Source organism: Corallococcus sp. AB038B, assembly GCF_003668955.1.
Taxonomy (GTDB): domain Bacteria; phylum Myxococcota; class Myxococcia; order Myxococcales; family Myxococcaceae; genus Corallococcus; species Corallococcus exiguus.
In genome coordinates, this window is record NZ_RAWO01000013.1 from 44832 (window position 1) to 58408 (window position 13577).

The 13577-nt window shown below is 68.4% G+C and carries 15 protein-coding genes; all 15 read right to left on the reverse strand.

The window, feature by feature from the left end; translation table 11 throughout:
- Positions 1–4: 4 nt before the first annotated feature.
- The 15 genes from D7Y04_RS34570 to D7Y04_RS34640 all read right to left on the reverse strand — a co-directional run bounded on the left by D7Y04_RS34570 (position 5) and on the right by D7Y04_RS34640 (position 13523).
- Positions 5–1186, reverse strand: a complete 1182-nt coding sequence (locus tag D7Y04_RS34570; protein ID WP_121753108.1) for a thiolase family protein — start codon at positions 1184–1186, stop codon at positions 5–7.
- A gap of 148 nt (positions 1187–1334) precedes the next feature.
- Positions 1335–3041, reverse strand: coding sequence for a 30S ribosomal protein S1 (locus D7Y04_RS34575; protein ID WP_120563302.1), 1707 nt, complete (start codon positions 3039–3041; stop codon positions 1335–1337).
- 271 nt (positions 3042–3312) lie between these two features.
- Positions 3313–4458: an acyl-CoA dehydrogenase family protein gene (locus D7Y04_RS34580; RefSeq protein ID WP_120596117.1), complete on the reverse strand. Its 1146-nt coding sequence runs from the start codon at positions 4456–4458 to the stop codon at positions 3313–3315.
- A 32-nt stretch (positions 4459–4490) separates the two neighbouring features.
- A complete protein-coding gene (locus D7Y04_RS34585) occupies positions 4491–4952 on the reverse strand; it encodes an AgmX/PglI C-terminal domain-containing protein (RefSeq protein WP_121753110.1) in 462 nt (153 codons plus the stop codon).
- Between the two features lie 10 nt (positions 4953–4962).
- The gene (locus D7Y04_RS34590) at positions 4963–6105 is read right to left on the reverse strand and encodes an acyl-CoA dehydrogenase (protein ID WP_121762081.1); all 1143 of its coding nucleotides are present in this window, start codon (positions 6103–6105) and stop codon (positions 4963–4965) included.
- A gap of 35 nt (positions 6106–6140) precedes the next feature.
- Positions 6141–6764 carry a hypothetical protein gene (locus tag D7Y04_RS34595; protein WP_121762082.1) on the reverse strand — a complete coding sequence of 208 codons (624 nt, stop codon included), beginning with the start codon at positions 6762–6764 and terminating at the stop codon, positions 6141–6143.
- A gap of 1 nt (position 6765) precedes the next feature.
- On the reverse strand, positions 6766–7542 hold the full coding sequence (locus D7Y04_RS34600) for an enoyl-CoA hydratase-related protein (RefSeq protein ID WP_120579923.1): 777 nt from the start codon (positions 7540–7542) through the stop codon (positions 6766–6768).
- Between the two features lie 23 nt (positions 7543–7565).
- Positions 7566–8414 carry a 3-hydroxyacyl-CoA dehydrogenase family protein gene (locus D7Y04_RS34605; RefSeq protein WP_121762083.1) on the reverse strand — a complete coding sequence of 283 codons (849 nt, stop codon included), beginning with the start codon at positions 8412–8414 and terminating at the stop codon, positions 7566–7568.
- A gap of 59 nt (positions 8415–8473) precedes the next feature.
- Complete coding sequence (locus D7Y04_RS34610; protein ID WP_121762084.1) at positions 8474–8905, reverse strand: hypothetical protein; 432 nt, start codon at positions 8903–8905, stop codon at positions 8474–8476.
- Between the two features lie 4 nt (positions 8906–8909).
- Positions 8910–9419, reverse strand: coding sequence for a hypothetical protein (locus D7Y04_RS34615; protein WP_121753391.1), 510 nt, complete (start codon positions 9417–9419; stop codon positions 8910–8912).
- A 27-nt stretch (positions 9420–9446) separates the two neighbouring features.
- Complete coding sequence (gene apbC, locus D7Y04_RS34620) at positions 9447–10532, reverse strand: iron-sulfur cluster carrier protein ApbC (RefSeq protein ID WP_121762085.1); 1086 nt, start codon at positions 10530–10532, stop codon at positions 9447–9449.
- Positions 10533–10686: 154 nt separating this feature from the next.
- Positions 10687–11289: a hypothetical protein gene (locus D7Y04_RS34625; protein WP_147477258.1), complete on the reverse strand. Its 603-nt coding sequence runs from the start codon at positions 11287–11289 to the stop codon at positions 10687–10689.
- Between the two features lie 83 nt (positions 11290–11372).
- On the reverse strand, positions 11373–12122 hold the full coding sequence (locus D7Y04_RS34630; protein WP_158627636.1) for a zf-TFIIB domain-containing protein: 750 nt from the start codon (positions 12120–12122) through the stop codon (positions 11373–11375).
- Positions 12123–12167: 45 nt separating this feature from the next.
- Positions 12168–12989, reverse strand: a complete 822-nt coding sequence (locus tag D7Y04_RS34635; protein WP_121762088.1) for an AraC family transcriptional regulator — start codon at positions 12987–12989, stop codon at positions 12168–12170.
- Between the two features lie 3 nt (positions 12990–12992).
- Positions 12993–13523, reverse strand: a complete 531-nt coding sequence (locus D7Y04_RS34640; RefSeq protein ID WP_121762204.1) for a YbhB/YbcL family Raf kinase inhibitor-like protein — start codon at positions 13521–13523, stop codon at positions 12993–12995.
- Positions 13524–13577 lie beyond the last annotated feature (54 nt).

Below are 13577 nucleotides of genomic sequence, written 5' to 3' on the forward strand. Positions count from 1 at the left end.
GTCCTCAGCGCTCGACCATCAGCGCGATGCCTTCGCCGCCGCCGATGCAGAGCGACGCCACGCCACGCTTCTTGTCCTGGTCCTTCATCGTCTGGAGCAGCGTGACGAGCACGCGAGCGCCGGACGCGCCAATCGGGTGGCCCAGCACCACCGCGCCGCCGCGCACGTTCACCTTGGCCGGATCCAGACCGAGGATGCGGTTGTTGGCGATGGCCACCACGGAGAAGGCCTCGTTGATCTCCCAGAGGTCCACGTCCTTGGCCGTCACGTTCTGCTTCGTGAGCAGCGTGTTGATGGCGTCCGCCGGCGCGATGGTGAACTCCACCGGCTTGCGGGCGGCCTGCGCGTAGCCCTTGATGCGGCCCAGGATGGTGCGGCCTTCCGCCTTCGCCTTCTCCTCGCTCATCAGCACCAGCGCCGCGGCGCCGTCGTTGATGGAGGACGCGTTGGCGGCCGTCACGGTGCCGTCCTTCTTGAACACCGGCTTCAGGCCCGGGATCTTGTCCGGCTTGGCGTTCTTGGGGCCCTCGTCCTCGGAGACGGTGGTGAACTCATCCGGCTTCTTGCCCGGAATCTGCACGGGGACGATCTCCGCCGCGAACAGGCCTTCCTTCTGGGCCTGGATGGCGCGGCGCGTGGACTCCAGCGCGAACTCGTCCTGCTGCGCGCGGCTGATGCCCTGCGAGGTGGAACACTCCTCGGCACAGTTGCCCATGTGGACGTTGCCGTACACGTCCCAGAGGCCGTCGGAGATCATCGCGTCCTTGAACTCCACGTTGCCCATGCGGGAACCGCCGCGCATCGTGTGGCTGATGTAGGGCGCGTTGGACATGGACTCCATGCCGCCCGCGACGACGACGTCCGCGTCACCCAGGGCGATGGACTGCGCCGCGGCGATGACGGCCTTGAGGCCGGAGCCACAGACCTTGTTCAGCGTGACGGCCGGGACGGTGTCCGGGAGGCCCGCGAAGATGGTGGCCTGACGCGCGGGGGCCTGGCCCACGCCCGCCTGCAGGACGCAGCCCATGATGACCTCCTGCACGGCCTCCGGCTTCACGCCCGCGCGCTCCAGCGCCGCCTTGATGGCGATGGCGCCCAGCTGGGGAGCGGTGAGCTTGGACAGCGCCCCCTGGAAGGAGCCGATGGGGGTACGAGCCGCGCCCACGATGACGACTTCACGAGCCATGGAATTGCCTCCTGGAGAGGGAACCGTCTGTAAAAGAGAAAAGCGCCGGAAAGGCACTTATCACGGGCGCTTTCCGCCGAATCAAATGGAAACGGCCGGGCTCCCACTGGGGAACCCGGCCGCTATTCACGTCAAGACGTTGGGCTGATTACTTCTTCAGCTTGGAGGCCATGACGTCGCCCAGGCGGGCCTTGGAACCCTCGGCCTGCTTGCGCAGGTACTCGCGGTAGTCCTCGCCCTCGCCGATGAGCGCCTTGATGGACAGCGCCACCTTGCGGTCCGGGGTGTTGATGTCGATGAGCTTCACCTCGACATCCTGGCCCTCGCTCACCACGTCGCGGGGGTTCTCCACGCGCTCTTCCTTCAGCTCGGAGACGTGGACGAGGCCCTCGATGCCCGGCTCGATCTCCACGAACGCGCCGAAGTCGGTGACCTTGGTGACCTTGCCCTTCACGCGGCTGCCCACGGGCAGGCGCTCGGACAGCGTCTCCCAGGGGTCCGGCTGGAGCTGCTTGATGCCCAGGCTGAAGCGCTCGTTCTCGACGTCGATGTTGAGGACCACCGCCTCGACCTCGTCGCCCTTCTTGAACATCTCGCCCGGGTGCTTGATGCGCTGGGTCCAGGAGATGTCGGACACGTGCACCAGGCCGTCCACGCCCTCCTCGACGCCGACGAACACGCCGAAGTCGGTGACGTTGCGGATCTGGCCCTTGATGACGGAGCCGATCGGGTACTTGTCCTCGAGCAGCGTCCAGGGGTTCTGCTCGATCTGCTTCATGCCCAGCGCGATGCGCTTGGCCTTCGGATCGATGTCGAGGACGACGGCCTCCACCGTCTGGCCGACCTCCAGGATCTTGGACGGGTGCTTGAGGCGCTTGGTCCAGGACATCTCGGACACGTGCACCAGGCCCTCCACGCCCTGCTCGATCTCGATGAACGCGCCGTAGTCCGTGATCGACACGACCTTGCCGGCGACGCGGGTACCGACGGGGTACTTCTCGTCGGCGCGGTGCCACGGGTCCTCCTGGATCTGCTTGAGGCCCAGGCTGACGCGCTCCTGCGCGGGGTCGAACTTGAGGACGACGACGCGCACTTCGTCACCGACGTTGAACATCTCGCTGGGGTGACCGATGCGGCCCCAGGACATGTCGGTGATGTGCAGCAGACCGTCGATGCCGCCGAGGTCGATGAAGGCGCCGTAGTCCGTGAGGTTCTTGACCACGCCCTTGAGGACCGCACCCTCCTTGAGGTTCTTGAGGGTCTCCTTCTTCATCTCCTCGCGCTGCTTCTCCAGCAGCACGCGGCGAGAGAGGACGATGTTGCCGCGCTTCTTGTTGAACTTGATGACCTTGAACTCGAATTCCTTCGAGATGTACTGGTCAAGGTTGCGCACAGGGCGGATGTCGACCTGGGAGCCGGGCAGGAACGCCTTCACGCCGATGTCGACGGAGAGGCCACCCTTCACGCGACCGACGATGGTGCCCTTGACGATCTCATCACGCTCGCAAGCGGCGGAGATCTCGTCCCAGATGCGCATCTTGTCGGCCTTCTCCTTGGAGAGGACGACCATGCCGGTGTCGTTCTCGCGGCTCTCCAGGAGGACCTCGACGGGGTCACCGGCCTTCACGGTGACTTCGCCGCGGGGGTTGGTGAACTCGGAGATCGGGACCTGACCCTCGGACTTGTAGCCGATGTCCACGATCGCGAAATCCTTCGTCACCTGCACGACCGTGCCCTTGACGATCTCGCCTTCCTTCAGGATTCCGTCGCCGCCACGCTCCTTGAGCGAGGCCTCGAACATCGCCGCGAAGTCTTCGTCACCGCCGTCGATCTGCTGGTTCACGTTCTGCTGCATGAATGGGAAGTCCTTGGAACGGTACAACTGCCCCCTGTTTGAATGGGTGCGCGGCCGCCTGCGGGGAGCGACGGGAGACCGCGGGTGTCCCCTGAATGGGAACGCAAGGCTGGTTGGAAGCCGCGCACCCTAGACACCTGGGTTTACAGGAGTCAAGCGGTGCACCGCCCCAAGTGATGATCCGTGTTCTATGAACGCCCGGCCGCGTCCGCATCTGTCCTACCCGGCCGGTGCCCCCTGCCCGCTCGCCCCAGGTGGGACAAGCGGAGCGTTACCCCTCGCGCCGGAATGTTTCCCGGGCAATGACCATCCGCTGCACCTCGCTGGTGCCCTCGTAGATGGTCTGCACGCGCGCGTCCCGGAAGTAACGCTCGACCGGGAACTCGTCGATGTAACCGTAACCACCATGCAGCTGCACGGCCTTGTCCGCGACCTTGTTGCTCATCTCGCTGGCGAAGAGCTTCGCCATGGAAGCCTCGCGAGTGAACGGCTGGCCGGCCTCCTTGAGGGCGGCGGCACGCAGGGTCAGCAGCTCGGCTGCGTCCAGCTGGGTGCGCATGTCCGCCATCATGAAGCGCGGGCCCTGGAGGTCCGCCACGGCCTGGCCAAAGGCCTTGCGGTCCTTGGTGTAGGAGACGGTCGCTTCCAGCGCCGCGCGGCCGGTGCCGCACGCCTGCGCCGCGATGCCAATGCGCCCGCCGTCCAGCGCCATCATGGCCAGACGGAACCCGTCGCCCTCCTTGCCCAGGAGGTTCTCTGCGGGGACTTCGCAATCCTCGAAGGTGAGACCCACGGTGTTGGACGCGCGCAGGCCCATCTTGTCCTCGTGCTTGCCCACGTGGAGGCCCTTCGCGCCGCCCTCCACGATGAAGCAGGACAGCCCCTTGTTGCCGGACTGACCCGTGCGGGCCCACACGACGATGACGCCCGCGTAGGCGCCGGAGGTGATCCACTGCTTGCTGCCGTTGAGCACGTACACGTCGCCGCGCTTCGTGGCGGTGGTGAGCATGGCGCCGGGGTCGGAGCCCGCGTGCGGCTCGCTCAGCGCGAACGCGCCCACGACGGCCTCACCGGAGGTGATGCGCGTGACGAACTTCTCCCGCTGCGCGTCGGTGCCCACCGCGTGGATGAGCTCCCCGCACATGTTGGTGACGGCCATGGCCACGGACACGGAGGCGTCCGCGGCGGCCATCTCCATCATGGCCAGCGCGTAGGACACCACGCCGGCCTCCGCGCCGCCGTACTTGCCCGGCAGGTTCACGCCCAGCAGGCCCACTTCGGCCAGGGCCTTGAAGACTTCCGGGTCGAAGCGCTCTTCGCGGTCGGACGCGCGGGCGTGCGGGGCCACGCGCTCGCGGGCGAACTTGCGAGCGGTGTCACGGATGAGCGTCTGGGTCTCGGTGAGGTCGAAGTTCACGGGCGCGGGCGTCCTTGGGGGGCTCGGAAGCCCTACTCGATGGCCTTGAGGTTGAACGGGTACTCGATGGGGTGGTCGCGGCCGTCCGGGGGCTTGGGGAAGTCCAGGGACGACAGCACCGCCACCACGCAGTCGTTGAGGCCCGCGTCCTTCAGCGTGCTGCCGTGCTTGTCGATCTTCGCGCTGCGCACGGCGCCTTCCGCGGTGATGGTGAAGGTGGTCCGGAGCAGGCCTTCCACCTTCTTGTCCTTCTCCACCATGTGGTCCTCGTAGCACTCCTGGATCCGAGGCATGTGGTGGGCGATCACCTGGCGGATGGAGTCCGGGGTGAAGGGCAGCTTGCTGACGTCCAGCCCGTCGTCCTTCTTGGGCGCGGACGTCGTGGCCGGAGCCGGCGTGGCCGCGGCCTTCTTCTTCGAGGTGCCCTGGGCGAGCGCCAGCGGAGACGCCAGGCCCAGGGACAGGAACAGCACGGGGAGGAGCGCGCGTTTCATGGCCGGGGGACTACTCCTTCAGCAGGTTGGCGGAGATGACGATGCGCTGGATCTCGCTCGTCCCCTCGTAGATTTCGGTGATGCGCGCGTCGCGCACGTGGCGCTCGGCGTCCATCTCCTTGCTGTAGCCCATGCCGCCGTGGATCTGCAGGGCCTTGTTGGCCACGCGGCTGGCCATCTCGCTGGCGTAGAGCTTGGCCATGGCGCTCTCCGGGCTGTGACGCACGCCCTTGTCCTTCATCAGCGCCGCGCGCCACACGAGCAGGCGGGCCGCGTCGATCTCCATGGCCATGTCCGCGATCATGAACTGGATGGCCTGGTGGTCGCGGATGGGCTTGCCGAAGGTCTTGCGCTCACCGGAGTAGCGAACGGCCTCCTCGAAGGCCGCGCGCGCGATGCCCAGCGCCTGGGACGCGATGCCGATGCGGCCGCCGTCCAGCGTGGACATGGCGACCTTGAAGCCCTCGCCCTCCTTGCCCAGGCGGTACTTCTCCGGGACGCGCATGTCCTCGAAGAACATGGAGCAGGACCAGGCGGCGCTGATGCCCATCTTCTTGTCGGGCTCCGCGCGGGTGAAGCCGGGGGTGTTGGTGGGCACCATGAACGCGGTGATGCCCTTGTTGCCCGCTTCCCGGTTCGTCATCGTGATGAGGACGATGGCGTCGGCCTTGGGGCCGTTGGTGATCCAGTTCTTGGAGCCGTTGATGATGTACTCGTCGCCCCGCTTCACGGCGACGGTCTTCTGGGCGGCGGCGTCACTGCCGGCCTCGGGCTCCGTGAGGCCGAAGCAGCCGAGCTTCTCACCGCTGGCGAAGGGCTTGAGGAACTGCTCCTTCTGCTCGGGGGTGCCGAACTTGGACACCGGGTCGCAGTAGAGCGAGTTGTTCACGCTCATGATCACGCCGGTGGAGGCGCAGCCGCGCGAAATCTCCTCCATGGCGATGGCGTAGCAGACGTTGTCCAGGCCTGCGCCGCCCCACTCCTCCGGCACCGCGATGCCCAGCAGGGACAGCTCCGCCAGCTTCTTCACCGCGTCCGTGGGCCACGCGTGCTGCTCGTCCCACTTGCGGGCGTTGGGGATGAGCTCCTTGGCGGCGAACTCGCGGCACAGCCGCTGGATCTCGCGCTGGATGTCGGTCAGCTCGAAGTTCATGGTGGACCTCCCATAGTACGGGGTCCGCCCCGGGGCTACTCCGAAGACGCCCCTCCATCCTCGGGGCCGGGGATCCGGGTCCCAAAGAACATCGCCAGCGGCACCGTCACGTCGAAGGACACGTCCGTGCGAGCCCCCGAGTCCGTCCAGGTCCTGCGCACCACCACCGACACCGTCCAGGGTTGGGTGTCCCGGTGCCGTTCAATCAGGTCATAGGTGAGCCCCACTCCGGCCACCCCGCCCTTCCCGTCTCCGCCCCACACGCCCGCCCCCTCGGCCAGCACGCCGAAGCGGTACGCGTCCGGGAAGGCATACACGCGAGCCCCGGCGAGCATGCGGAACGTGGATGGCCGCAGCCTCAGCTGGGGCTCCACGAAGGGCGACAGGATGAGCGTGGGACCCAACACGCCGGGTACGTCCAACGGTGGCGTGGCCCACGGGTGGATGGGCCAGGACAGCACCCAGTGGGCGCCATCGCCCCACTCGCGGCGCAGGTCCGGGATGGCGGGCTCCAGGAAGCACAGCGTGTAGAGACACAGCGTGCGCTTCCAGGACACCAGGGCCGGGGCGTGGGGCTCCTGCTCGGAGACCTCCTCCGCCCGGGCCGGCGGCGCGGCCAGGAAGCACAGCAGGCTCCCGGCCGCGACCGCGTGCTTCACGTCACTTGCCCTGGAAGTTGGCCGGACGCTTGGCCAGGAACGCGGCCATGCCCTCGCGCTGATCCTCCGAACCGAAGAGGACCGCGAAGCCCTGGCGCTCCAGTTCGTTGGCGGCGCGCAGGTCCTGATCCGCGCCGTACTCCACCACGCGCTTGGCCTGGGCCACCGCGAGCGGGCCGTTCTTGAGGATCTTCGCGGCCACCGCCTTGCAGTGCTCCATCAGCTTGTCCGCGGGCAGCACCTCCAGGACCAGGCCGATCTCCTTCGCCTTCGCCGCGTCGATGCGGTCCGCGGTGAAGAGCAGCTCCTTCGCGCGGGCACGTCCCAGCAGGCGCGTGAGGCGCTGGGTGCCGCCGAAGCCCGGGATGACGCCCAGGGTGACTTCGGGCACGCCCAGCTTCGCCTTCTCCGACGCGTAGATGAGGTCGCAGCCCAGGGCCAGCTCCAGGCCGCCGCCCAGCGCGAAGCCGTTCACGGCCGCGATGGTGGGGATGGACAGGTTCTCCAGGGACGCGAAGACGTGGTGCCCCAGCGCGGAGAACTCACGGGCTTGCGCGGCGCTGATGGTGGACATCTCCGCGATGTCCGCGCCCGCGACGAAGGACTTGTCCCCGCCGCCGGTGACGATGAGCGCGCGCGTGTCGTCCTTCAGCGAGCGCAGCGCGTGGTCCATCTCGTGGAACGTGGCGCTGTTGAGCGCGTTGAGCGCCTTGGGCCGGTCCACGGTGAGGATGGCGAGCGCGCCGTCCTTCTCGAACTTGATGTTCTGGTAGTCCATGTGCGTGTGGCTCCTGAAGAGGGCTAGTACTTGTAGAAGCCGCGGCCGGACTTCTTGCCGTACCAGCCGGCGTCCACGTACTGACGCAGCAGCGGGCACGGGCGGTACTTGGAGTCACCCAGGCCCTTGTGCAGCACCTCGGCGATGTAGAGCACCGTGTCCAGGCCGATGAAGTCCGCCAGCTGCAGCGGGCCCATGGGCTGGTTGGTGCCCAGCTTCATCGCGGTGTCGATGTCCTCCGCGGTGCCCAGGCCCTCCATCAGCGCGAAGCAGGCCTCGTTGAGCATGGGGATGAGGATGCGGTTGACGATGAAGCCCGGGTAGTCCTTGGAGACCACCGTCGTCTTGCCCATGCGCTCGGCCATCGTGCGGATGGTGGCGTAGGTCTCGTCGCTGGTCGCGGCGCCGCGGATCAGCTCCACCAGCTGCATCACCGGCACCGGGTTCATGAAGTGCATCCCGATGACGGACTCGGGGCGCTTCGTGGCCGCGGCGATGCGGGTGATGGGGATGGAGGACGTGTTGGTGGCGAGGATGCCGCCCGGGCGGACGACCTCGTCCAGCTCCAGGAAGATGCGGCGCTTGAGGTCCTCGTTCTCCGTGACGGCCTCGATGGCGACGTCCACGTCCTTCGCGTCGCGCGCGCTGGTGAAGATGGCCAGGTTGGCTTCCGCAGCCTGCTGCTTCGCCGCGTCCAGCTTGCCCTTCTCCACCAGCTTCTTCAGGCCGGCCTTGATGCGGTCCGCGCCCTTGGCGAGTCCGTCCTTGTTGACGTCCACCAGCGACACGCGCAGGCCCGCCTGGAGCGCAACCTGCGCGATGCCCGCGCCCATCTGCCCTGCACCGACGACGACGATGTGTTCCGTTGCCATGGCGTCTTCTCTCCTGTGCCGGCGGCCATAACGCACGCCCCCAGGAGGGTCAACGCCGGTCAACGACTGGCGGCGGGGAGGCGCAGCTGGCGGACGATGGCCTCACCCTCGCCCACCGTGAGCCGCTCCTCCAGACGCACGCGCGGCTCGCGTCCCTCCACCTTCACGAACAGGAGCGCGCGGACGGTGCCCTCTGGCAGGCGCATCTTGAACGTCACCTCCGGGGGCGGGCCGTTCGCGAAGAACAGCTCCTCGCGCTTGAGGATGTGCTCCTCGTCGTCCACCACCTGGAGGTCCACGGCGCGCACGCTGCTCCAGCCGTCGCCGGTGAACTGGAAGATGAGCTGACGCTCCGGCAGGTCCGTGGCCTTCCACAGCCACAGCCCCACCGCCACGATGGCGATGAGCGCCAGCCGCTTGGGCAGCGGGTGCGTGCGCCAGCCAGGACGCGGCTTTTCAGGCGCGGGCGACGCGGTGACTTCCTCCGCCACGTCCCTACTCCCGCTTCGAGCGCTTGGAGGCCGGCCGGCGCGCGTTCACGTCCGTGATGACCACGCGCGCGGTGGGCGCCTCCGCGGCCTTCTTGCTGGCCTTGGGGGGATGCTCCGGCGCGGGCGCCTCTTCCGCCTTCTCTGACGGCACCAGGCGGATCTGCGCCTTGACCTCCACCGTCATGCCGGAGAGCAGCTTGAGGAATTCGTCGCGCAGCTTCTCCGACTGCATGAAGCGGCGCAGTTCCTCCGTGACGACGCGGCTGATGTCGTCCTTGGTCTTCTCCGCCTGGGAGAGGAGAAAGCCCAGCGCCTCCTTGGGCAGCTTGAGCTGGCCGGCGAGGGCACGGATGCCCTCTTCGCCCATGAAGACCGCGCCCATGCCGGCCACCGCCATGCGCCGCACGAAGTCCGGCACGAAGCCGCCCGAGCGGTTCTCCCGTCCGGACTGCTGCTCCGAGTCGTCATCGAACAGCGGATCAGGCGGGAGGTCGTCGTTGCCGGCCGGGGCCATGCGGTCTCCTTACACTTCGGTTGAGCCCTACCGGGCCTGCATCACCGGCAGGGGCACGCTCTTCATGGACTGCGCGGACACGCGGCCCGCGATTGCGCGAGCGACGTCCTGGAAGGCCTTCGCCTCCGGGCTGTCCTTGTGCCCCACCACCACCGGCACGCCGGAGTCTCCCGCCTCACGCACCTTGAGGTCGAGCGGGATCTCCCCGAGGAATGGGATGCCGAACATCTCCGCCGCCTTCTGCCCGCCGCCATGGTTGAAGATGGGCGTGCTCTTGTTGCAGTGCGGGCAGATGAACTGGCTCATGTTCTCCACGATGCCCAGCACGGGGATGTGGACCTTGTCGAACATCTGCTTGGCGCGCACCACGTCCGCCAGCGCCACGTCCTGCGGCGTCGTCACCAGCACCGCGCCCGCGGCCCGCACGGACTGGGACAGCGTCAGCGCCACGTCGCCCGTGCCCGGGGGCAGGTCCAGGATGAGGTAGTCCAGCTCACCCCAGTTCACGTCGCGCACCAGCTGCATGAGGGCGCCGTGGAGCATGGGGCCGCGCCAGATGAGGGCCTGATCCGCCTCCACCAGGAAGCCGATGGACATGATCTTCATGCCGTGGGCGACCAGCGGATCCAGCGTCTTGCCGTTGGGGCTGACCGGGCGCTTGTCCGCGGTGCCCGTCATCAGCGGCACCGAGGGGCCGTAGAAGTCCGCGTCCAGCAGGCCCACCTTGGCGCCGTGCTGCGCGAGCGACGTGGCCAGGTTCACCGCCACCGTGCTCTTGCCCACGCCGCCCTTGCCGGCGCCCACGAGCAGGATGTTCTTCACGCCCGGCAGCAGCGCCCCGCCGCCAGAGCCCCCGGCGACGCCGCGCACCTGGGCGCCCCACTCGATGTCGAAGGACTTCAGGCCCGGCACCGCCTTGAGCGCGGCTTCCGCGTCCGCCTGGATCTTCCCCTTCATGGGACACGCGGGCGTGGTCAGCTCGATCTTCAACTTCACCGTGTCACCGGTGACGCGCACGTCCTTCACCATCCCGGCCTTCACCAGGTCGACGTGCAGCTCGGGGTCGATCACCTTCGACATGGCCGTCATCACATCGGCCTGGGACACGCTCATCGGAACACCTGAAACCTTTTGAAAACGGGCGCTTGCACGCTCGAAGGGGGGCGGAGATTGCCAGCACTCCGGGGGCTGTCAACGTCGTTTAACGCACATGCCCGGAGGCCGCCCGGCCTTCCTCCGGCTCCGGATCGCGCCCGGCTTCTGGGCCTCATTCGATGGCTGCCACCCGGTACTCGCCATCCTCCAGCACCAGCCGCACCGCGCGCTCGCCCCCCAGGGGGAACAGCGCTTCACCCGCCGCCACGCGCACGTGGGTGTTGAGGGCCAGCCGGGCGCGCCGCAGGCGCTCCCTGGCCAGGGGCTCGCGCTCGAAGTCCTCTTTCAGGCGCTCCGGCGTGTAGCGGGCCCTCAGCGGCGAGGCGAGCAGGCCCCAAGCGCCCTTCCAGTCGCGGGACTCCACCTGGTCCAGGAACTTCTTCAGCGCCGCCCGGGGCACGTCCGCGGGGCGGGACTCCACCACGCGCCAGTCCTCCCCCTGGCGGGCCAGCGTGACGGACGGGGCCCGGGCCTCCAGCATGCCCGAGCCTGCCCGGACGGCGGCGGCACGCTCCTTCCGGGCGGCCTCGACGGAGTACTCGTCCAGGAAGGCCCCCTCGCCCTCCGGGGTGCCGGTCGTCAGGCGGTAGGCGTCCGACAGCCGGTTTTCTACCAATGCCTTCGCGTACGCCTCCGCGACCGAGGCCGGTTCACGGGACATGGTGGCACAGGCGGTGCCCAGCAACAGGAGGCTCAGGGGGGCAAGACGGGTCATCACTGGCGCGGCAGGGTAGACGCCGGCTCCGGGGCCGGCAATGCCCGGACGTCCGCCCCATCGGTGCTCCCGCGGACGAACGGTCAGCGGCGCAGCAGCCGGAATAGCCAGACGACGATGTCCGCCAGGTCGACGCCGTCCGACGTGTTTTCCAGGTTCGGGTAGTTGGACGGGTCCCGGTCCCTGGGAAGGCTGTTGCCCGACACGGCGCCCTTCGGGCGGTGCTCGCGGCAGTAGAGGTCACCGTTGAACGCGAACGCCTGGGGCACGGAGACCGGGATGCCGCAATGGACGCAGGCCAGAGGGGAGAGCACGCCCAGTCCGCCCGTGGGCGAGTCCGACGGCGGCAACGCGGCCGTGGAGCCTGGACCCTTCCATGGGTCCGCGCCCCCATCCGTCGCCGCGGCGACCTCCCAGCCCTTGGACGTCGCGGGCGTGGGCTTGGGGGCCGTCACCTCGGCCTTCTCCAGGGCCTCGAACTTGCCCGCGTCCAGCCAGGTGCCACCGCAGTGCGTGCACAGGTCCACGTTGCACACGCGCGCGTTGACCATCGCCAGCCGCGCGCCGCAGCCGGGACAGCCCAGGGGCGCGCCGGAGCAGGTGGCACAGACGGACATGGCGCGTGGGACGAGGTGCCCGCCGGTGCGGCAGCGCGATGCGGCCTGCCTCGCCGCGGTCAGCAGCGGCTTGAGTGACGGCCGGTCCGGAAAGCGCTCCAGCTCTCCCCGGTCGAAGTACAGGCCGTGGCAGCGCGGACAGACGTCCACCTCCACGTCGGAGGCCTGGACGACGTTCATGGGCTGGCTGGGGCAGACCGGGCAGGAGCGGGCCATGCCGCGCATGCTAAAGGGCTGACTCTCCCGGTGAAAGGGCGCGACTCAACGCTCCTGAGGGCGCTTCGCGCGGAGCTTCGAGGGCAGCACGCCGAAGCGCTCGTGGAAGCGGGTCGCGAACCGAGAGGCCGAGGTGTACCCCGCCTCGATGGCGACGTGGCCCACCGGCAGGTCGGTCGTCCAGAGCAGCGAGACGGCGTGGTCCATCCGGACCTCCGTCAGGAGCTTGCTGAACGTCGTCGCTTCGCCCGTCAGCCTCCGGTGGAGCGTGTCCTCGCTCATGGCGAGTTTCCTGGCGACCTCCGTGAGGGTCCACGCCCGCGATGGATCCCGGGACACGAGGCGCTTCATGCCGAGGCGCGCGCTCGATGACGCGCTCACGTCGACGTGGAGATCCCGGAGCCAGGCGATGAGCTCGAGCACCCGTGCACGCACGACTCCTTCCGGGAACTTCCCCGTGAGCGCCTCGATGCATCGGTGGTGCGCGTCGACGAGCCGGGGAACCTCGTCGGCGCGCAGCCGCTGGACACGCGCGGAGCCCGGTGTCGCCTTCGGATCCGCCTGAAGGAGGAGCTCCGGGGCGATGAGCATGCCCTCGGCCTGGTACTCCCCTCCTTCGTCCGGAACGTTGCGCACTTCGAGGCGGGTCCCCGGTGAGATCCACACGAACTCACCGGCCCGGACGTGAACCGGCTCATCGCCCTGGCGCAGCACCTTCTCGCCCCGCTGGATGTACATCAGGCCGGCCGAGAGCCACTCCACCCCCGCGTAGACGGGGTCGGCCTCGCGTTGACGGATCTTGAGGTACAGCGCCGCCGTCGTGTCCAGGAGCCTGGCGGTGCGTTCAATGGGCGAGGGCCTGCGCATGATTCAGGGCGTGACGGAGGTCGGGACGATCGTAGCGCGCGCCAGGGTGTGACCCAAGAGCACGAACGAGAGGTATGCGGGCGTGGCCTCCGCGGGGAGCGGAAGCGCCTCCACATCGAGTGCGTGCACGATGACGAAGTAGCGGTGCGGCCCGTGTCCTCGCGGCGGCGCGGCGCCGAGGTATTGGGCCAGGCGGGCATCGTTGGGGAGCTGCACCGCGCCCGACGGGAGGAGCCTTCCCTCGGCGCTCCCCGCGTTGCGCGGCAATGCGCTGACGCCCGCTGGGATGTTGAACACGGCCCAGTGCCAGAAGCCGCTCGGCGTGGGCGCGTCAGGGTCGAAGACGGTGACCGCGAAGCTCTTCGTCGCGGCCGGGAATCCAGACCAGGTCAGCTGCGGCGAGATGTCCTTGCCGCCCGTCTCGGACTGCGCGCTGCGGTGGTCCGTGTGCAGCAGCTGTCCGTCTTGGATATCCGTGCTCGTGACGTGGAACGACGGGACCACGGGGAGTGCTTCGTACGGGTTCGTTTTCATGAACAGCAATCTGCGGTTTTCGGACGAGGAGCGTTCGCCCGAGATCCGCAACGG